The 21,294-nt window shown below is 45.7% G+C and carries 17 protein-coding genes; 8 read left to right on the forward strand and 9 right to left on the reverse strand.

What is annotated here, in order from left to right:
• Positions 1–5: 5 nt before the first annotated feature.
• From V1U08_RS17385 to V1U08_RS17395, 3 genes are read right to left on the reverse strand one after another with little or no spacing between them, the layout of a single operon-like run.
• Positions 6–3,353, reverse strand: coding sequence for a transglutaminase family protein (locus V1U08_RS17385; RefSeq protein WP_330471094.1), 3,348 nt, complete (start codon positions 3,351–3,353; stop codon positions 6–8).
• Positions 3,350–4,294, reverse strand: coding sequence for an alpha-E domain-containing protein (locus V1U08_RS17390; RefSeq protein ID WP_330471095.1), 945 nt, complete (start codon positions 4,292–4,294; stop codon positions 3,350–3,352). The genes V1U08_RS17385 and V1U08_RS17390 overlap by 4 nt, the downstream gene beginning before the upstream one ends.
• The gene (locus V1U08_RS17395; RefSeq protein ID WP_330471096.1) at positions 4,294–5,751 is read right to left on the reverse strand and encodes a circularly permuted type 2 ATP-grasp protein; all 1,458 of its coding nucleotides are present in this window, start codon (positions 5,749–5,751) and stop codon (positions 4,294–4,296) included. Before V1U08_RS17395 ends, V1U08_RS17390 begins: the two co-directional genes overlap by 1 nt.
• Positions 5,752–6,179: 428 nt before the next feature.
• Here V1U08_RS17395 and V1U08_RS17400 point away from each other — a divergent pair, with 428 nt between their 5' ends.
• From V1U08_RS17400 to V1U08_RS17425, 6 genes are all read left to right on the forward strand, one after another.
• Positions 6,180–7,736 (forward strand): sensor domain-containing diguanylate cyclase, encoded by a 1,557-nt coding sequence (locus V1U08_RS17400; RefSeq protein WP_330471097.1) that lies wholly within the window; start codon positions 6,180–6,182, stop codon positions 7,734–7,736.
• 540 nt (positions 7,737–8,276) lie between these two features.
• Complete coding sequence (locus V1U08_RS17405) at positions 8,277–9,113, forward strand: MBL fold metallo-hydrolase (protein ID WP_330471098.1); 837 nt, start codon at positions 8,277–8,279, stop codon at positions 9,111–9,113.
• A gap of 254 nt (positions 9,114–9,367) precedes the next feature.
• Positions 9,368–10,273, forward strand: coding sequence for a 30S ribosomal protein S6--L-glutamate ligase (rimK, locus tag V1U08_RS17410; protein ID WP_020335591.1), 906 nt, complete (start codon positions 9,368–9,370; stop codon positions 10,271–10,273).
• 200 nt (positions 10,274–10,473) lie between these two features.
• Entirely contained in the window at positions 10,474–10,863 is a 390-nt protein-coding gene (locus V1U08_RS17415) for a hypothetical protein (RefSeq protein ID WP_065297049.1), read from the forward strand.
• 62 nt (positions 10,864–10,925) lie between these two features.
• Positions 10,926–13,034, forward strand: a complete 2,109-nt coding sequence (locus tag V1U08_RS17420; protein ID WP_330471099.1) for a protein-disulfide reductase DsbD family protein — start codon at positions 10,926–10,928, stop codon at positions 13,032–13,034.
• Positions 13,034–13,549 carry a protein disulfide oxidoreductase gene (locus V1U08_RS17425; RefSeq protein WP_330471100.1) on the forward strand — a complete coding sequence of 172 codons (516 nt, stop codon included), beginning with the start codon at positions 13,034–13,036 and terminating at the stop codon, positions 13,547–13,549. The genes V1U08_RS17420 and V1U08_RS17425 overlap by 1 nt, the downstream gene beginning before the upstream one ends.
• Positions 13,550–13,606: 57 nt before the next feature.
• Here the strand turns inward: V1U08_RS17425 and V1U08_RS17430 are convergent, their stop codons facing one another.
• From V1U08_RS17430 to V1U08_RS17440, 3 genes are all read right to left on the reverse strand, one after another.
• Entirely contained in the window at positions 13,607–14,140 is a 534-nt protein-coding gene (locus V1U08_RS17430) for a hypothetical protein (RefSeq protein WP_014232435.1), read from the reverse strand.
• A 367-nt stretch (positions 14,141–14,507) separates the two neighbouring features.
• Positions 14,508–15,533 carry a DUF2955 domain-containing protein gene (locus tag V1U08_RS17435; protein WP_330471101.1) on the reverse strand — a complete coding sequence of 342 codons (1,026 nt, stop codon included), beginning with the start codon at positions 15,531–15,533 and terminating at the stop codon, positions 14,508–14,510.
• An 8-nt stretch (positions 15,534–15,541) separates the two neighbouring features.
• On the reverse strand, positions 15,542–16,606 hold the full coding sequence (locus V1U08_RS17440) for an HlyD family secretion protein (RefSeq protein WP_330471102.1): 1,065 nt from the start codon (positions 16,604–16,606) through the stop codon (positions 15,542–15,544).
• Between the two features lie 99 nt (positions 16,607–16,705).
• Between V1U08_RS17440 and V1U08_RS17445 the strand changes: the two genes are divergently transcribed.
• Both V1U08_RS17445 and V1U08_RS17450 read left to right on the forward strand, forming a co-directional pair.
• Positions 16,706–17,566: a LysR family transcriptional regulator gene (locus tag V1U08_RS17445; RefSeq protein ID WP_243974146.1), complete on the forward strand. Its 861-nt coding sequence runs from the start codon at positions 16,706–16,708 to the stop codon at positions 17,564–17,566.
• 139 nt (positions 17,567–17,705) lie between these two features.
• Positions 17,706–18,248: a hydrolase gene (locus V1U08_RS17450; protein WP_065297043.1), complete on the forward strand. Its 543-nt coding sequence runs from the start codon at positions 17,706–17,708 to the stop codon at positions 18,246–18,248.
• Between the two features lie 30 nt (positions 18,249–18,278).
• On the opposite strand, the gene V1U08_RS17455 is transcribed toward V1U08_RS17450, so the two are convergent.
• The 3 genes from V1U08_RS17455 to V1U08_RS17465 all read right to left on the reverse strand — a co-directional run bounded on the left by V1U08_RS17455 (position 18,279) and on the right by V1U08_RS17465 (position 21,247).
• Positions 18,279–19,175 (reverse strand): 1-aminocyclopropane-1-carboxylate deaminase/D-cysteine desulfhydrase, encoded by an 897-nt coding sequence (locus V1U08_RS17455; RefSeq protein WP_330471103.1) that lies wholly within the window; start codon positions 19,173–19,175, stop codon positions 18,279–18,281.
• 117 nt (positions 19,176–19,292) lie between these two features.
• Positions 19,293–20,573, reverse strand: coding sequence for a sensor histidine kinase (locus V1U08_RS17460; protein ID WP_330471104.1), 1,281 nt, complete (start codon positions 20,571–20,573; stop codon positions 19,293–19,295).
• Complete coding sequence (locus V1U08_RS17465; RefSeq protein ID WP_020335581.1) at positions 20,570–21,247, reverse strand: response regulator transcription factor; 678 nt, start codon at positions 21,245–21,247, stop codon at positions 20,570–20,572. The genes V1U08_RS17460 and V1U08_RS17465 overlap by 4 nt, the downstream gene beginning before the upstream one ends.
• Positions 21,248–21,294 lie beyond the last annotated feature (47 nt).

Below are 21,294 nucleotides of genomic sequence, written 5' to 3' on the forward strand. Positions count from 1 at the left end.
TGATCTCATCCAATACGTCGACTGCGTTTGCGAAGATCCAAAGTGTTTGGATATTCGTGGCAGATTTCCTCTTTGGGTGGTGCCATTGGGCGCGGCGCAGTCTTGTTTTCATAGAATTTGCGCAGAGCGTTGAACTCCGGTGGCGGGTTAAACGTTCCCTGAGTAAATCCGTGATCCCAGAAACGATTCACCCTCCGAGCCTCAGCTTCGTTTCCGTTGACTGGGAAGGTTTCATAGCTTCTTCCCCCGGGGTGGCTGACATGGTACGTACAGCCGCCAATCGAGACACCGTTCCAGCTGTCGATCAAATCGAACACCAGTGGAGAATCTATTCCCAGTGTTGGGTGTAGCGCTGAAGGCGGAGCCCAGGCTCTGTATCGCACGGCTGCCACGAATTCGCCTTGTCTGCCCGTCGGTCTCAATGGTATCCGACGGCCGTTACACGTTAGTACATAACGGCTTTCCGTCATTCCCGTCAGGCGAACTTGCAGACGCTCCACCGACGAGTCGACAAATCGGCTGGTGCCAGTCTGCGTGACTTCCTCACCGAGAACATGCCAAGGCTCGATTGCCCAACGCAGTTCGATTTCAATGCCATCTATCTGTTGCCTTCCATAATGAGGGAAGCGGAATTCTTCAAATGGTGCAAGCCACTCCAATTTAAACGGGAACCCGTGTTGTTGAAGATCGTCCACCACCTCTTTGATATCCTGCCAGACGTAATAGGGCATCATGAACTTATCGTGCAGGGTAGTTCCCCAACGTATCAAAGGCTTGTGGTAAGGATCTTTCCAAAAGCGTGCAACTAAACAGCGCAGTAATAGCGTTTGTACCAATGCCATTCTGGCGTGCGGTGGCATTTCAAAACCACGGAATTCCAGTAGTCCTTGTCTGCCGCTGCTGGTACCTGCCGCATATAACTTATCGATACAAAACTCGGATCGGTGGGTGTTCCCCGTCACGTCCACGAGAAGGTTTCTCATCAGTCTGTCGGCCAGCCAAGGCTGATCGACCAGTCCATCCGGGAAGTTCTGGAAGGCTATCTCCATTTCGTACAGGGCTTCGTCTCTTCCTTCATCCGGGCGTGGAGCCTGACTTGTCGGGCCAATAAACATGCCGGAGAAGAGGTAAGACAATCCCGGATGGTGTTGCCAGTAGTTAACCAGACTTCTCAACAGATCTGGTTTTCTCAATAGAGGGCTGTCTGCAGGGGTCAGACCGCCAAGCGTAATGTGGTTGCCACCGCCAGTACCGGTATGACGGCCATCCAGCATAAACTTCTCTGTCCCAAGTCGGCATTGGTGCGCTTGTTCATAGAGCGTTTCGGTATTCGCCACCAACTCTTGCCAGTTTTTTGCAGGGTGAATATTCACCTCGATCACGCCCGGATCGGGTGTGATAAGGAATTTCTGCAAACGGTAATCTTTCGGTGGCTCGTAACCTTCAATGACAACCGGAATGGAGAGCGCGCTTGCCGTCGCTTCTATTTGGTAGATGAGCTCAACATAATGCTCCAGATGTGTCACTGGTGGTAGAAACAGATGTAGTCGGCCATCTCTCGGCTCGACACAAATTGAAGTACGGATAACATCAACCGTCTTTTTGCTACTTTCCTTGTCTTTGAGAGGAGGTTGTTGAGATTGCTGGCGTTGCGCGACATTCTCCGTTAACGAATAGACAGGCAATGCCTCTCTGGCTTCAAACGGATCACGTTCCGGCGGGATTTCCTCTTCGCTGACCTGCGGCAGAGAATCCAGCGGAAGCCTGTATCCCATTGGACTGTCTCCGGGGATAAGCGTGATCACGTCACTTCGCATTGGCCATAGCGAGCTCTGCCAGCCTTGTGGGTCAAATGAAACCGGAAGCACGTAGCCGCTGATGCTTTCTAAGCCTCGTCCTAGTAGCTTTGCCAGACGACGTCTTTCCAAATCATCGCTCAGCTTGGCTTTTTTCGGATTCGCTGACTCTGGCAAGGAACGCTCTAGCCAGAGATAGTAAAGCGAGTCTTCATAGGCCGGTTGCAAATATTGGTTATGGATGCCCAACCGTTCACAAAGCAACTGCCCGAAACGCTCGGCATCCTCAATCGTATGTTGGTAATCTTTGTCCACACGTGCCAGCAAAGACGGATCGTGCCACAGTGCTTCACCATCGGTACGCCAAAAGCAGCCGAGCGCCCAACGTGGTAACTCTTCGCCGGGATACCACTTACCTTGACCGTAGTGCAACAGTGCGTGGGTGTTGAACTTGTCCTTCAGGCTGATGAGCAGATCTTTTGCCAGTTTGAGCTTATCCGCACCTAACGCTTTGGTGTTCCATTGCGCCGAGTCCATATCATCAATCGAGACAAAGGTTGGTTCACCACCCATGGTCAGGCGCACGTCCATCTCATCCAACTGCTCGTCCACAGCGCAACCGAGCGCTTTGATGTTTTCCCACTCATCATCCGTGTAAGGTTTGGTTACTCGCGGGTCTTCATGAATTCGAATCACCGTATTGCTGTATTCAAATTCGCATTCGCATTCGTCGGTCGCACCAGTAATAGGGGCGGCCGAGACAGGATCAGCGGTACAGGCAAGGGGAATATGTCCTTCTCCGGCAAACAAACCGCTGGTCGGGTCAAGGCCAATCCAGCCTGCGCCAGGCAGATAAACTTCACACCAGGCGTGCAGGTCAGTGAAGTCCTCCTCCGGCCCGGATGGCCCATCTAAAGATTTAATATCAGAAGTCAACTGAACCAGATAACCAGAAGCAAATCGTGCAGCCAGCCCAAGGCTGCGAAGGATCTGAACCAGCAACCAAGAGGTATCACGGCAGGAGCCTTTTTTCAGGGTTAGCGTTTCCTGACAGGTTTGTACGCCCGGTTCCATACGAATGCCGTACTCTATCTGTCCAGCCAACTTACTGTTTAGCTCTACCAGAAAATCGACGATGCGCTTTTTGCTGCGGTCGACATCTGCCAGCCATTTTTCGAGTTCTTTACTCGATTCAGTCACCGATAGGTAAGGTGCAAGTTCCTCCTGTAGGAGATCGTCGTATTTGAACGGAAAGTTCTCAGCGTACTCTTCGATAAAGAAGTCGAAAGGATTAATCACCGTCATATCGGCGATAACTTCGACCTCAAACTTCAGTTCGCGCATCTTCTCCGGGAAGACCAATCTGGCCTGATAGTTGCCAAACGGGTCCTGCTGCCAGTTAATAAAGTGTTCTTCCGGCTCTACTTTAAGTGAGTAGCCATGGATATGAGTACGTGAGTGAGGGGCCGGTCTCAACCTCAGTAGGTGAGGTGATACCTTCACGTCGCGGTCGAACTTATACGAGGTTTTGTGCTGAATAGCTACACGTATGGTCATGCCGCTTCTCCGTGATCAAAGTGGAACCAAGTTTCACCAATCTCTGCTTGCAGGCTAATCAATGCCAACTGAATATCGTTAAGGTAGTCACTGAACGCCTGACAGATACTTTCGTTGTGTTCGATGCTGTAGGTGGTATCCAACAACTGTTCTATGTGCAGGATGATCTCTTCGTGTCTTGGCAGATACATTGCCGCGCTTTTGATCTGCTTCAGGCAGAATGCTTGTGAGCGAGGAAAATCTTCGTCAGTAAGTAAGAAGGTTGTGGTATTGACGCCATCAATACCGCAGCGCATGGATCTCAGGTAGTTCTGGTAAGCGCTTTGCGACTTGAGCACCTTCGGCCAGATAATCTGTTCCAGCAAGACCTCTTCTTCCGGCAGGGCTTTTATCTTTAAGCTGACGGCGGAATCCAGAATGCGCGTATTCATATCCGCCCGCTCGAGATAACGTCCCATAATAATAAAGCTCCATGCGGCATCTCGGCTCATGGCGTTACTGAGCAAACCAATGATCTTTCGGCAGCCTTCAAGCACATTGTTTAGATAGTCATAGCGCTCACCCCGATTTATTCCTTTTTGTAGATTCTTGCGAGCATAGATGTCCAGCTCATTAATCAGCTCCCACATCTCCTCGGGGACGACATCTCGGGTTGTTCGGATATTTTCACGTACCATTTTCAGTGAAGATAACATCGAGCATGGGTTATCCTCACTGGCGAGAAGAAAGCGCACTACGTTTCTTTCGTTCTTATCTTTGTACTTTTTATTAAACTCGTGGGCACTGCCACTTATCTCAATCAGGTTGTACCATGAAATACGTACATCCTTTGGTAAATCAAACAATAGCTCATCGTAAACACTGATCAGACGGACAATATTTTCAACGCGTTCCAGGTAACGGGCACTCCAGAACAGTCGTTCAGCAACTCTTGATAGCATCACTTATCTCCTTCTGTTTTTACGATCCAGGTATCTTTACTGCCACCACCCTGAGAGGAATTCACCACCAGAGAGCCTTTTTTCATTGCGACCCGGGTAAGGCCACCAGCGGTCACATAGGTTTTCTTGCTTTGAAGAATAAACGGACGTAGATCCAAGTGTCTCGGCTCCAGTTTTCCTTTTTCTATCAGTGTCGGCGCAGTGGATAGCTTAAGAGTCGGTTGGGCGATATAGTTGCGAGGGTTGTTCTTAATAAGTTCGGCGAACACGTCCTGTTCTTTTTTGCTGGAATGAGGGCCGACTAACATGCCATAGCCGCCAGATTCATTGGCTGGTTTTACTACGAGCTTATCTAAGTTTTTCAGCACGTATTCTCTGTCATCTTTATCTTCACATAAGAAGGTTTTGACATTAGGCAGGATAGGCTCTTCATCCAGATAGTATTTGATAAGTTGCGGCACATAGGCGTACACCACTTTATCATCTGCGACACCAGCACCAGGTGCGTTTGCTAGCGCTACGTTGCCTTGCTTCCATGCTCGCATCAGTCCAGGAACACCAAGCATAGAGTCTGGGGCGAATGCTTCAGGATCTAAAAACATGTCGTCGATGCGGCGATAGATCACATCCACGCGTTCAGGGCCGTAGATGGTTTTCATGTAGACGCAGTCGTCTTTACCTACATAGAGGTCTCCGCCTTCGACTAACTCTGCGCCCATCTGCTGAGCGAGAAAAGCGTGTTCAAAATAGGCGGAATTGTAGATGCCAGGGGTTAAAACGACGATTTCTGGTCGCGGAATATCTCTTGGTGAGAGCGCTTGTAGCGTATCCAGAAGCTGAGAAGGGTAGGAGTCCACTTTTCTGATATTGTCATTTTCAAACAGCTCTGGTAATACCCTTTTCGTGACGGCTCGGTTTTCCAACATATAAGAAACGCCTGAAGGGACACGGAGGTTATCTTCCAGCACATAAAACTGTCCATCTTCGGCACGCACCAAATCGGTGCCACAAATATGCGCCCATACACCAAAAGGGGGCGAGACACCGACACACTCAGGACGAAAATTTTTCGATTCTTTAATGATATGAGCAGGGATAATGCCGTCTTTAATACAGTTCTGGTCGTGATAAAGATCGTCGATAAAGCGGTTTAGTGCGGTAAGGCGCTGCTTGAGTCCTTTCTCTGCAGTTTCCCAGTCTTTTGCATCTATTGTTCTGGGAATAATATCAAATGGCCAAGCGCGGTCGATGTTGCCTTCTTCGGTATAGACAGTAAAGCTGATACCCATTTCCTGAATTGTAGCTTCCGCCGCCAGCTTACGTTTATCAAGCTCTTCTGGGGGTAAGCTATCGATATAGCTCAGCAGTCTGCATGAAGAGTCTCTGTATTTACCTGCGCTGTCGATCAGCTCGTCAAAGTACTCTCCACTGTCGTACCCTTCGGTTAATTTACTCATAGCGGGGATCCATCCTCTTGCTTTTGAACTCACTTCCCGGCCGTACTTCACTTTTATCCCTAGCAGCAACTTTAGATATTCAAAGAAAAAACCGGCGAGATTTGATGTTCCTGTTTTGATTAGTTTTATTCTTTATTTATTGCATAAGCATGCATCTATCTCATGACAGTAATAAGAATAAAAGCAAATAACAGACCGGAAATTACATAGTCATGGAAGATTAATAATTCTAAAGTGAGTTTAGTCGCTATGAGCAATTGCATGAATAAATCTGGTCAGCGCTAATCTTTTATAAGGATATTCACTCGTTTGAGTATTCATTACAAAAATTAAGGTATTGATTCTTTTGTGTTTATCAGTTGCAGTGCTTGCCTTGAACGTTTAGATTACCCAAAACAGTATTAAAAAGCGTGGTTGAGAGTTGGCAGATGTGGGACAAATTGAATTTAAGAAAGTTAATCCTAATCCTATGTGTGTTCAGCGTTGTAGTCACATTGCTTAATGCTTTTTACTCAATCTATCGAGTGCAACATAATCTGATTATCAGCAATACAATGGAATCCAACCGTGTTTACGCTGAGAAAATGGCGGAGATGACGGATGCTTTTATTGATTCTGCAATGTCTCAGCTTGAATACAGTGCAAATACCCTCCGCACGAAAATGGCTGATCCTGATGTCCTGGAAGAAGAAGTTAATCGCTTAAGAACCCAAACCGATTACTTTAACTCTGTGCTCATCGTCAATGCCGAAGGGGTGATCGTTTCTGTTTCTCCAGAAACCCTACAAATAAAAGGCATGCGTCTAAGCGGTAAGCGTTTCTTGCAATCCCTGCACTCGCAAGCGCCAAAAATTACAGACCCGTTTGTCTCTCCGGCAGGGAACTATCTAACCAGTATGTCATATCCTATTTTCTCTGGAGGTGGGGAGTATCTGGGCTATGTAGCGGGCACCATCTATTTAGAACAAAAAAACATACTGAATACTTTATTGGGACAACATAGCTACAAAGATGGGTCTTACCTGTATGTTGTCGACCAAAATCACACGCTGATTTACCATCCAGACAAACGCAGGATCGGACAAAAAATCACCAACAATGATGCAATCAATGCGGTTGTTGAGGGCCAAAAAGGGCAGCAGGACATTGTAAATTCTCTGGGAATCGAAATGCTCGCCGGTTATGCGCCAGTAAATCAATCCGGGTGGGGGATCGTCGCACAGAAGCCTAAAAATCTCACCTTATCCGTACTCGATGACCAAATGTGGACCGTGTTTCTTGAGACATTGCCTATTGGCGCGCTCACACTGTTGCTTATTTGGGTATCTTCCGTTTTTATATCCAAGCCATTGTGGCAGTTAGCCAGTGCTGTAAAGAACTTCGAGAACCATACTTCGAGTGACAACGATTTTACACAGATTAAGCCATGGTATTTTGAAGCGAGTTATCTGAAACGCAGTTTTCTAAGTGCAATGAATATTGTATCTAACACCATTGATCAGCTTCATCTGGACACTTTAACGGATGCGATGACGGGGTTATTGAATCGTAGAGGATTAGACAAGGCGGTAGAAAGTCTGCGTGAGCAAAATACGCCATTTTCTGTCCTGGCCCTGGACGTTGATTACTTTAAAAAAGTTAATGATACCTTCGGCCATGATGCGGGAGATGCGTTATTAAAGAGTGTTGCGAGTTTGATTCAGGACCAAGCGAGAAAGGGCGACGTCGTGTGTCGCTCTGGCGGGGAAGAATTTATTGTCTTTTTGACCAAAACCGATCTGGATCAGGCATTTATGGTCGCAGAGCGAGTAAGAAAATCGATTGAATCTCACGAATTTGACACCGTTGGAAATGTAACGATTTCGGTTGGTATATCCCGTTGGGATGGAACGAATGAGCCAATCAACGCAGTGCTTAAAAATGCTGACGATGCACTGTATCAAGCTAAACACAATGGTCGCAATCAAACGGTGTTGAGATACTGACGATTTTGAGTTGCTAAATTAGAGAGCGTTCTAGCTGATTCAGAATCACCAGCCAGAACGCTTCTATAGTTACTTCACACGTTCGACCTATGTGTTTAGCATCTGTTGTCATTCCACTTTCTACTGTTTCTAACTCTCGAGCAATTCTTGAGCAAAGCTTGTTTGGTGCCGATGTCTTCTACACAGAAAGGCGCTTTAATAACGGCGAGTATTCAATATCGAAGTTTTTCTCCTTTTCCTCATTTTTAAAATAGTGAAATAGAGTGGTTTGCACTTAATTCTTTTAGGCGACTCGCATTTTTAATTTTGGTTTGCGTTTAGTGGCGGTTCATCTGGCTTCAGAGTTTGAAGTTTGGTGTTATATTTCAGCATCTTGGCGCGTCTCTAAGATTCCAGTGTACAGCATTGTCTTGATTCCCTACACGCGGCGTTTTAGTGTGTCAGTTCTTCTCATGTATCCATTGGAAAGTCGTATCGAGCCCACCGCCAGACATGAAAAACGTTTTACTTTAAGAAATAATTTTAAAGCTAGGGAAAATAATGGAATTAAAAGTATTAGTTGATAACAACACAATAATTGATCGTTATTTTTTAGCCGAACCAGCCGTGTCTTATCTGATTACTGATGAGAATATAAAAATATTATTTGATGTAGGTTATTCAGACGTGTTTATTCAAAATGCAAAGAAAATGGCTGAGTCACTAATGGATATAGATTACGTTGTAATTTCACATGGGCACAATGATCATACCGGAGGTTTGGTTCCACTTGTTAAGCATTACTCTGAGGCGAAAGCTGAGGGGAAAAGCTACGTAAATCCAATAGTTGTCGCCCATCCAGATGCCTTTGCATATAAAGAGTATTCAGGCGATGACATCGGCTCTATCTTAGATGAAACGAGAATAGGTAGATATTTTGGTACTAAAATATCCAAAGAGCCATTCTGGATAACCGACAACATCGTTTTTTTAGGAGAAATCGAAAGAACGAATGACTTTGAGAATATCGACCCGGTAGGAAGGTGTGAACGAGATGGCTCTCTGGGCGATGACTATGTGAAAGATGACTCGGCGTTAGTATATAAATCGCCTGAAGGCTTAGTGATTTTAACGGGCTGCTCCCATTCCGGTATTTGTAATATTATTGAGTATTCAAAAAAAGTTTGTGGCGATAATCGAATCATAGATGTTATCGGTGGCTTTCACTTGATTCAGCCAAGTCCAATACAATCGGAAGGGACTCTGGATTATTTTAAAAATCAGAAAATCAACGCTATACATCCATGCCATTGCACCAATCTGGAATACAAAATTAAGTTATCTAAATACTCTAGCGTAAAAGATGTGGGCGTTGGCTTATCACTTAATTTTCAATGATTTTTGTAAATAAATAGATCGGAATATCACGTAAGGGTAGTGATTGCGGTACATTTGGCATGAGATCTTCTAACTCAGGTTGATCTGCGACGTTGTATGCTCCTGTGGGTGGGCTATTGTTTATATAACCTTTTAAATTTGTACGTCGGTTATGCTGATTGTACACAGTCTTGGAAAGTTCAAAAGGTGTTTAACCATAGGTTTATTGGAGTCGACTTTAAATCATCAATTTCTACAAGAAGAAGGATGTAAAAGTGAAAATCGCTATTTTATCAAGGAATAAGAACCTTTACTCCACGCGCAGATTAAAAGAGGCAGGAGAGGCTCGCGGCCATGAAGTAGACGTTATTGACACGTTACACTGCTACATGGATATCACCAGCAGCAAACCTGCAGTGAGGTTCAAAGGTGAGCAATTACCGCATTACGACGCGATTATTCCACGAATTGGTGCGAGCATTTCGTTTTACGGAACATCAGTAGTCAGGCAGTTTGAGATGACGGGTAGTTTTAGTGTCAATGAATCCGTCGCTATCAGTCGTTCACGAGATAAATTACGCTCTATGCAGCTTCTCTCAAGAAAGGGTATTGGATTACCACGTACAGGGTTTGCTAACCGACCAGACAATGTGAAAGATTTAATCAGAAACGTTGGTGGCGCACCATGTGTGATTAAACTTTTAGAGGGGACGCAAGGTATTGGCGTTGTATTAGCGGATACCGCAAAATCTGCAGAGGCTATCGTTGAAGCATTCATGGGGCTAAAAGCCGATATCCTGATACAAGAATTTATCAAAGAAGCGGGTGGCGCTGATATTCGCTGTTTCGTTATCGGTGAGAGGGTTGTCGCTGCAATGAAACGACAAGGCGCAGAAGGTGAGTTTCGCTCAAATCTACACCGGGGTGGTTCAGCAACGTTAGTCAAACTGTCTAAAGAAGAACGTGCTACTGCGATCGCTGCGGCTAAAGTGATGGGGCTTAAAGTGTGTGGTGTCGATATTCTAAGAGCGGAACGCGGGCCTGTTGTGATGGAAGTTAACTCTTCACCAGGACTTGAAGGCATTGAAACGGCAACAAAAAAAGATGTCGCAGATTTAATTTTTCAGTTTATCGAAAAGAACGCGAAACCTTACAGAACGAGAACGTTAGGTAAAGGTTGATACTAAAAGTACATATCTGACTCACTTCACTAAGTGATACGGATGTCGGCGTTCTGTAGTCAAACCGGATCACACTGTGGTCGATGCAGCCGATGCAAAGTTGAGATTTATCTCATCGTATATAGAGCTGATTCGGTTTGACTTGAGCTTTCACCCGACTCGCGTATTATTCTCAGCGTTTCTTCTTTATTCGATTTTTTATGATCTTATTGGGTTCACGACATCGCGCGCCGCAGAAGCAGGCGAAGTGGCTCCTGGCTATCATTGGCTGGGTCATTGTCGTGTGCCTGATGCAAAACTCCGGCTTTGTATCGTCGTGTTCCATGAACGGAGAGACGGTTGCGAGCGCTTCGGTCGCCGAAGAAAAGGTTCATGATACTAAGTCAAAAAGTGCCAACAAGTGTGAATTGTCTGATAAGCTCATTCAGTTTGCTAAACACCATCTCGGGCTGTTCATTGTTATTTTGTTTGTGGGCATTACATTGGTGGCGGTCTGTCGACGTGGTGTATTTGCACAGTTAAGGCAATGGACCGAACCAATACCTTATAAACATCGGGTTCATCTTACATTTTGTGTTTTCCGTGAATGACAAGTGACTTCTGGCTTATGTAGCCAGCGAACTTCTACACTTGTTTTTTATCAGGAATCACTATGAACCATATGACTAAAATGACTCGAGTCGCGTTGATATTCATGACAACGTTACTGTTAAGTTTGTTTTCTCTCCAACTTCCCGCTCAGACACCCGACACGGGTTGGATGAGCAACCCTCAACATCCACCGGTACAAACACGCTTTGTACTGACCGGCTTGCAAGATCCTCAAGCCAAAACGGTCACTGGCTATTTGGATGTAAAGCTATCGGGAGATTGGAAAACCTATTGGCGCTCACCGGGTGAAGGTGGTGTTGCCCCATCAATTGACTGGAAAGCGTCGAACAATTTGACCAAGGTCGATTGGCTTTGGCCCTACCCACAAAAGTTCGAACTACTGGGCATAGAGACGCAGGGCTACAAGGGCGACACATTATTTCCGATCACGCTGCATATCGAAGACATGAGCAAACCCGTTGCTATTGATGCGGTATTAACGTTGTCTTCCTGCACCACGATTTGTGTTTTGACGGACTATCCAATTCAACTGACGTTTCTGCCTTTAGATTTACAGGTTGATGAAGAGGTGATGTTTCGTTATGCACAAGCACTGAGTAATGTTCCGCAACCTTCGCCATTTATTGAAGTCACGCAGGCAGATTGGGATGCCAATCAATCGATACTGCAGGTAAAGCTGATAAATACCCAAGGTTGGAATCATCCGCAGGTATTGGTAGATGGTGTTGATGACTCCACGCGAGATTACAGCTTCAAGTTAAAAGGAACTTATTTGCAAGGCAATGTCCTGACGGCTAGTTATAAAGTGAATACCTGGCTGGGAGAGGTTGACCTTAATAACCAGCCGCTGTTTGTTTCAATCAAGGACGATAACTTATTAGCGGAAGAGGTTAGCCAAGCGAAAGCTGCAGCGATCGTAGATGCGTTACCAGATACGTCTTTAACAAGCGTATTTGTTTTTGCTCTGCTTGGTGGTCTGATTCTTAATATCATGCCTTGTGTTCTTCCTGTGCTTGGGATGAAGCTGAGTAGTATCGTCACTGCTCACGGGGTTGAACGTCGTCAGATTCGCGCACAGTTCGTCGCTTCTTCGTTCGGAATTTTGACGTCGTTCTGGATTCTGGCGGGTTTTATCACTGCGCTTAAAATGACAGGCAGTGCGATCGGGTGGGGCGTACAGTTCCAGAGCGTTTGGTTTCTTGGCTTGATGTTGCTGGTTACTGGGCTTTTTGGCGCCAATATGCTTGGGCTATTTCAAATTCGCCTTTCATCTGGCACGAATACGTGGCTGGCTTCCCAAGGCAATAACACTCTTATTGGCCACTATGTTCAGGGTATGTTTGCGACTTTACTTGCGACACCATGTTCTGCGCCATTTTTGGGGACGGCGGTGGCCTTCGCGCTTGGGGCTGGTGTGTTTACGTTATTTGCCGTCTTTACTGCGTTGGCAATCGGTATGGCGTTGCCGTGGATTCTGGTCGCTGTCTTTCCGAGTATTGCGCTTAAATTGCCAAAGCCAGGTAAGTGGATGAACGTGGTTAAAGTTGGTTTTGGTGTGATGATGCTGGCAACCAGTATTTGGTTGCTGACCTTGATTGCTAATCACTTACCGTTGTTCTGGGTCATTCTGGCTGGCTTGGTCGGGTTTATTTTTATCATGGCGAGGGTTAAAACCGTTTACGGCGAAAAAATGCTGGCGATAACGGGTTCCGCCTCAGTATTTTTGATTGCTGGTGGGTTGCTTCTTGCTAGCTTTACTGCCAGCAAGTGGGCGACACCACTCCCACAAGACCTTGCATGGCAGAGGTTGTCAAACACAGCGATTGACTCTCATGTTGCAAATGGAAGAGTCGTATTTGTGGACGTCACTGCAGATTGGTGTATCACTTGTAAAGCGAACAAGATCGGGGTGATCTGGCAAGATCCGGTGTATTCGTTATTACAAAGCCCAAGTGTCGCGACATTGAAGGGCGACTGGACTCACCCTGAAAGTTCCGTAACGGATTTCCTACGTCTATATGGGCGTTACGGCGTCCCTTTTAATATCGTCTATGGGCCAGCAGCACCCCAAGGCATCCCCTTGCCCGTCATTCTTACAGAGGATGTTGTCGTCAGTGCGATCAAACAAGCGAGTGGGGGAAACAGTTAATGAGCTCTAAAAGCCGTCGTAAATCATGGCAACATTGGCTACGCCAACTCCTACAAATTGTGATCATTGTTATCGTCGTTTCAGTTGGTATGGATTGGTACCGCACCAAAGATATACCCAAACAAAACGCGCCAGCGTTGAGCGCGTTCATGAGCAGTGGTCAATATGTTGATGTCATCGAGAAAAGTCATGAAGAACCCGTGGTCGTCTATTTTTGGGCGACATGGTGTCCGGCATGTAAATTTGTTAGCCCAAGTATGAACTGGATAAGTGATCACTACTCGGTAATTGGGGTTTCTGGTTCTTCAGGAAATGAGGAGCGGGTGAAACAGTTTATGATGTCTAAAGATTATCGATTCAATAATATCAATGATCCTAAAAGTAAAATTATGCAAGATTGGAAAGTCGTTGTTACCCCCACCATTTATGTTTTAAGAAATGGTGAGATAATCTCTATTACAACGGGTATTTCCACGCCGATGGGAATATTAGCAAGAATTTGGTTAGCTAGTTAATTTCCTAAAATAAATCCGATATTCCAACACTGGAATATCGGATTTTTTAATACGGCGCTATTTTCTAGCACCAACAGGAATCATAATATGAGCATATGGTGTTCCTTTCCACATGACATAGGGGCCACCATAATAGGGATCGGTTGGTAGTGAATCGAGTAGTGCCTGGTCCGGAGTAATAATCATCAAGTGAGGGCCTTCGACTATCCATTGATTGTCGTCGGTTTTTCCTTCTGCATAAGGGTCGGTATTACTGGCGCCACCATCACCGGCCAACATATAAGAAATACCCAATGCTTTTGCTTGGAATGGCTTTTTATTCATCCAGGCATCTGCCCATTCCATCCACGCTCCGTCCATACACATTGGTGCTGTACCCTCTAACTGAGGAGGAGTCGGGAAACAGGTATATTGACTTGACCCTTCTTGAAGGACGTTATTGTTCCAGTCCATCACCGTTACTTTGTCACGAATGGTTGGAGGGGCTGCACTCAATGCGTCATCCAATAAAGCTTGTGAATCATCTGCTGCGTACACACTAAAAGCGCAACTTACCGAAATAAGAGTTGAAATATAAAGAGCTGACTTCATAAATATGGCCTCAAGTTAATACAACATGAGAATGAGAGTGACTTAATTATAGATTAACATTAGCAATGGGTAATTTATTTTTACGGAATACTCATAAGCAATAAGTTTATTATGTTGATTTGAATATTGTTTCTATATACATATGAAACATAGCTTTCACTAATAATGTTTTTACGCTTATTAAAGCCAATTAAATATTAATGCTGGTAAACGTTTTTATATATCTATCTTTATATCTAAATGTTCATTTAGAGAGCACTATTATTTTATGCTCGTAATGTATTTATATAACAACGAATTAGTATAGAAAAAAGCCGCATGATTGCGGCGATGTATAAAAAACCAGTCAGTCAGCAAATGGTGCTTTCTAATGCTGGGTGACGTTGTTTTGGAGCATTTCGGGGTGTTTCAATAACATGACTCGAATCCAGTGATGGACGACCCAGATCACCATTGCGGTAAGTAGCACTGCCACAAAAATGGAGCTGAAACGGTACAGGATTGAGAAAAAGGCATCCTTTTGCTCTGGAACCAATGACGTTGTTAAGGGCACTGATAGCGCCGACATGGCGGAAAACGCAATCGCAGCTTTTATTTGCCCCTTGGTCAGCCAGAGGCAGAAAGGCCCCATCGCAATGGTAAATGCCAGCCAGAAAAGTAAGCCATGGCCATACCAACTGCCCAAGATTAATTGCACAGCCATCCCTGCGATGCAGCCTAACGCTGTTCCTATTATGCGGATTTTCGCCATGCCCATTGAACCGGCTAAAGTCATTGGCGTCAGGATGATCAATATGGACGCCTGTGCAGACAACGAATCATACAAATCAGCAACCTGGAAAACGATAAATGCAGCCATCGCGACTACCCAACCCATTGCGACCTGACTGATGTAGTCGATATCTCTTTTCACGGGGGTAGAGATTGCGATGTTTTCGGTTGGTGAATCAGGATCTGGAAACAGCCAATAGGCGAGTGCACAAACAAAAATATTACACAAGGTGATGACCCACATGTTTACGTTGAACTCTTCGATATCCATAAAATCGTAGCTGGCGAAGTTCAACACGATGGAACCAACTAACAGCCCCATGTAGCCGAACAAGAACGTTTTAGGATTCATCATCGCGATACATTTAAACAGCATCATGATGCCGACCGCTACAGTCATCAGCACCGGATGGAATTGTAAGTACTCCAACAGGAAAGTAGCCTGCAGCGTCGTCCAAACGGCGGAGAAAAACACCATCAGTAACGACGGGAGATCAAAACGGTCAATTCTTCCCAGAATAAACAGCGGTACCATGATGGCAAAGAATCCGTATGACCAGTTAAACAGCATACTCAGTGCGAGACCTAAAGAGCAGCCGAACCAAATTCGTAAGGTTTTCATTTTGCCGCCTAGTAGATAAAGTGGAACCAACTCGCGAGATAAATCTGAGCGTTAGCCATCATCTGCCAGAAAACACTATTGTCCGGATACAAAACGATGGTTGCACGAGAGCCGACGAACAGGGCGTTTGGTAATGCTTCGTCACTGGTGAGATTAACCCGTGTGCGCTGAGCATCACGTACCCAACGGTTATTTACTTCCACTTTTGTCAACGCGCCATTTGGTGTTTGTTGCGCTGCGGCGACACCGTAATCTCTGCTGGATAGATCAAAGTCGTAAACCACCCCGGGATTTGCATCGAAAGTGACTAAAGCATGATAGGTTTTGTCGACGCCAGCGACCGATTTTTCACGAAAGTCAGCAGCAACCCACATAGAACCCGTTGGTACGAACGTTAAAAGCGGCAAGTTACTATTCGCCATGGTTCCGGCTTCCAGTTGCAGGTTAGTTACCACACCATCACTTGGCGCGAGTATTTCGGTATTGGCTAAGTCTAACATCGCTTTGTCGATACCATTTTGAGCGATGCGCACGGCGGAACTTTGACCTTTTTGATCACCAAGCTGGGCTTCAATGACTTTTAAGTTCTGTTTTTCCGCCTTTAATGCGGCATTAGATACCTGGTTTTGTGCGAAAGCATCATCGAGCGTTGATTGGGAAATGACTTTCTTACTTGATAGCTTCTGCAAGCGCAGGTATTCCCGATGTGCATTATCAAACGTCGCTTGCGCTCTGGCGATATTGGCAATTGCTGCCTCTCGCTGAGAATATAGGGTTGCCTCTTTTTCGTATGCGGCTTGCAGCGACAACTTCGCTTGCTCAAGCGCGATTCTGTATTTGCGATCGTCAATCTTAAATAACACTTCGCCCTTGCGGACTTCCTGGTTATTGGAAATCAGCACGTCGGTGACTTTACCAGAGACCTCTGGAGCTAATTGAACAACATACCCCTGAACCCGACCTTCGGTGGTTAATGGAGCGTGACGGTCAGCAATGACGATGTATAAGAATAGAACGATAAACAGGACAATTAATGTGCGCATCCAGTGTCTGAATTGTTGGTCAGCAGTCATTGAAAGTTCCGGATATAGATTAAAGAAAGCGATTATAGATAACTCACTAACAATTCAGTAGAATGATAACACCAACATAAGTGACCTAAAAATAGGACAATGAACGTAAGCTTAGATGATATTTATCTGTTCACCCAGACTGTTGTTCATGGTGGGATCAGTGCGGCGGCTGAGGCGAACCAATTGCAACGCTCCAAGGTGAGCCGCAGATTACAGGAACTTGAAAAAGCGTTGGGTGTGCAATTACTCATCCGTACTACCAGAAGCATTGAACTAACTGCGCACGGTAAACGTTTATTTGAGTTGGTCGGACAGTCGGTCGATCATATCCAGCAGGGTTTGAGTGCAATGCATGAGTACCAGCAAGAGCTTTCAGGGAAGGTGCGATTGGCAATACCATCCGCGTTAATGAGCTCAGCTGCGTTTAGTGCGATTATTTCTGAATATACTCAGCGTTACCCAGATATCTCTGTGGAGATCGAGAACCATCAAGAGAGTGTCGATCTTAAACGGCAGTCGTTTGATCTTCAGCTTTTGCCCAGCGTCGTTAAAGTGACTGATGACAGCTATATTCAATTTAGTCTGTTGCCGTATACCAGTCATTTTGTTGCATCAAAAGCGTACCTTGAGGCTCATCCTCCAATCGAGTCTTTGGACGATCTTAAGCATCATCGCTTGCTGACTAACCGCTATAACGCGAACCTGTTAGATCCTGCTCTGGATGTTGCATTAAAGTCTGATGACCTCAACCTGTTACGTTCAATGGCAGTCGCTGGCAATGGTATTGCTTTTATTCCTCAGACACATTCAAAGCCCTCGTTGCAAGATGGCCTACTTGTCGAAGTGTTGCCCGAAATCGCTCACCCAAAGCAGCATTTGACCCTTATTTATCCGTCAGCTCTGTTTCTGCCAAACAAAGTGGTTGCGTTAATTGAACTGTTTCGAGAAAAGTTTAAATAACAAGAGGTATGGCGATTCAAAATAGTGTGAGCGAGCCTTCTCTTTCCGTCGCAGGTTCTCCAACCTAAGTGGATATTAGGTCATTATCGATATTCAACTGGTTTTATTGGGTGTCAACCACCACATAAAGGAGGTAAGTATGTTATCGAAGGACAACACTGGGTTGATTGTCGTGGATGTACAAGGCAAGCTCGCGACATTAGTGCATGAAAGTGACCAGCTGATTGAAAATGTCACCAAGTTGGTCAAAGGAGCTAAGGCACTGAACTTGCCAATTCTCTGGCTGGAGCAGAACCCTGAAAGATTAGGGCCAACCTCTGAGCCTATTCGAGTGGAGTTAGAGACAGCACATTTGCCGATTACCAAGTACACATTTGATGGCTGCAAAGAAGAACGTTTTAAGCTAGCGGTAGAAAATGCCAAAGTGGATACATGGCTGGTTTGTGGTATCGAGTCTCACATTTGTGTGTATCAAACTGCGCTTTCTTTGCGTCAATCGGGCTACCGAGTTGAACTTGTGACCGATTGTGTGTCGTCGCGTACGGCTGCGAACAAGGCGCTTGCTCTGGCGAAGTTAACCGCCAATGGTGTCGTATTAACGGGCCTGGAAATGTGTCTTTACGAAATGGTGGAAGATTGTCGAGCGCCAGAGTTTAAAGATATTCTGGCGTTGATCAAATAGGTCTTCGAGGCGCTGTCTAGGGCTGCGCGTTTAGTCAAATTCTCGTTGATATCTTGGCAGCATTGACTCGTTGCCAAGAATCCCTCCTTGATGAACATAGATCAGTGTCTTGTCTGGGTTCTCTTTTCGCCACGAAGCCAGACATTGCCACATATAGGGGTCGTAAAGGAGATCAAACTCCAGATCCGTTTGTTCGTACAAGCTTTTCCATGTCTCGTAATCTTCTTTATACAGGCGGCCGAAATGGTGTTTTTTCCGTACCGATAAAACCTGTGGATGGCTGGTTTCGCCCAGCATATTGAACTGCTCAGTTAGATAGTTTTCATCTCCTACGCAAGGGCAGGTTAAGATTTCTATTCCATGAGGGTTAAGATACTTGTGCACATATAATGCGGTGGTGCCAGTACCGGAAGGAAGCGCAACTGCAAACTGTTCTTTTGCCCTGAAGCGAGTCCAGTCGAGAATCTCGCGCGCAAGTTGCTTTACGCCACCTTCGGCAATTTGAGAGCGCCCGCCTTCAGGCATAAACAGCGTGGTTTCATCCAATCCACGTATATCCGAGATGTACTGGCTAGGGTGAAGCTCGCTGCCAACGTCTTTCATCGCTGTTATCTGCATTCCCAAATCGAGTGCGCCCCGATAATTACCAATAGGTGTGCTTTTTAACCACTCCGGGATATGACTGACATAAAACTCGAATGCCCACCCTTTAACTTTTGCGAGTGCAGCCAGAGAATACATCGCATTAGACTGGGCGGAGCCATAGCTAATCAGAGTCGTAACATTTGGATCCTGCTCTTCTAATAACATCATGAATTTACGTGCTTTGTTCCCGGAAAAGTGGGAATGCAGTAAATCATCGCGCTTTAGAAAGAATGTCTGACCGTTAAAGCTGTGTTGAGTGATTGGGCTTTCAGAGAGTTTCATGTGATGCCTGACGGAATAAACCGTGTCACCTGATCATTTTAAAAGGTGGCACAGTTTACCGTTATCGCTAAGAGAACAAAAGCGGCGAGGCTTAAAAATACCATTGATTTTTCAAGGTTATTCGTCGGTATGTTCAGATGCCAAATTGATCAAAGCTTCACACCCGCCTGATGAGTGCGTATTGATCACAAACTGCCAGCCATAGCGGCGGCACAAGTCATCAACGATCATGAGCCCTAAACCGTGGCCGTCAGAGTCTGGAACGGAAGAAAAGCCTTCTCCTTCATCTCGGACAGACAAAGTATCGTTGCTCATTTCAACGTAGATTTTGCCTTTAGAGGTTGCGGCAATACTATTTCGAATCAGGTTACTCAGAACGATATTAAGCACAGCGGTTGTTGCTCTTGTATGTGGGCTGCCTGTTACCGTCACTTCAAACTCAAGAGACTTTTCATCAGCCTGTGCCTGACTAAGTGAAACAATGTGGCGCAACTCCTGCTCAGAAATTCTCCGTACAGGGCTATCATCCGAATTTCGCTCATACCGAACTAATCCCAGCAATGCGTCGACCATGGTAGACATCTGCTGCGTTGCGTCCTGAATACGATGAACCTGTCGTTCCTGAAATGGTGTGCTGGAATTTCTGGCTAATAAGCTACTGGATCCTTTCATGACGGTCAGCGGAGTTCTGAGCTCATGGCTGGCGTAGCGTGCAAAGGCTTGTTCTCGCTTAATGACCTGATTTACCTCGTTGCGATACTCGTTAAGTTGAGTAGCAAGGGCTTCGAACTCTTTCGCTGAACCTGGCGGCACAACAAACTTCTTCGTTGTATCGCCTTGGTGCTCATCCAATTGCGTTTTCAAAGTGTTAATCGGCTCAATTAATCGCTGAGACAAGCGGAGTAACAAACTGCCGAAGACAAAAATCAGTGCGAGTACCACCGCCAGCACCAACCCGATAACATAAGAAAACTCGCTCCATGTAATCTCGATTTCATCAATTAACGAAATCAAGATGATGGGATGCTCCTCACCATCCTGCATGTAGGTGCTCATGTAAATCATGCGTGTATAGGGTTCTTCGCCGGCTTCACCTAAAAAATAGTGTTTATCTTGCAAGAAAGGTCGGTAAAAAGCGGGAACCAGATTGATGTCATTGTATGCCGTTGTCAGAAGATCAAGCTTTATGACTCCCTCGGAAGGCGTCTGTTTAAAATGCTCAATGGCTTCTTTTTTGTCGATCATAATTCGGCGCTCACCGACGCGATCTTCTGACCACAGCAGTGATCCACTTACTAACGCAAAGCAGAGCAATCCGATCACGACGGAAACCAGCAAGAAAAACAGTTCGAGTCGACCGGTCATACTTTTCGTATTACCGAGTAAGCGACGAATCATGCTCCCGGCTCCAAACGGAAGCCGACTTTAGGAATGGTTTTGAGCAAGTGCTCCTCGAAGGGTTTATCGAGTTGTCCGCGCAGCTGATAAATGTGGCTGCGAAGCACATCGTTATTTGGCTCGTTTTCTTGCCATAAACGAAAGGCAATGTCTTCTCGGGTTACGATTTCTGGTGCGCTTTGTACCAGCATTTCAAGAATGGTGTAAGTGGTTGGGTTTAGTGCCAACTGCTTGCCTTGGCGATAAGCCTGGTGCGTTTTTTGGTCAATCGTTACTTCACCGTACTGGAGTTGGCTTGAGGCAACGGTACCACGATAGCGTTTTATCAACGCGGTCATGCGAGCTTCGAGAATATCGAGGTCAAAAGGCTTAGTCAGGTAGTCATCCGCTCCATGGGCAAAGCCTTTCAGCATATCGTCGCGACTATCTAGTGCGGTCAGCATGAGTACAGGGGTATTATTTCCTGCGTCTCTTAACTTGTTACACAGCGTTAAACCATCCATACGCGGTAACATTAAATCGAGCAAAATAATGTCGAAAGAGTTACTAAGGGCAAGCTTAAGACCAAGCTCTCCGTTGTCAGCGTAATCAAGCTGCATGCCAGCACACTCGAAATAATCGAACAGCATTCCAGCGATTTCTCGATTATCTTCTACTAAAAGTACACGTTTCATTCATTCTTATCCAATCTCGGCAATGTCGGTTTGCCCTTGACGAACAT

It is taken from the genome of Vibrio sp. YYF0003, assembly GCF_036350715.1.
Lineage (GTDB): Bacteria > Pseudomonadota > Gammaproteobacteria > Enterobacterales > Vibrionaceae > Vibrio > Vibrio natriegens.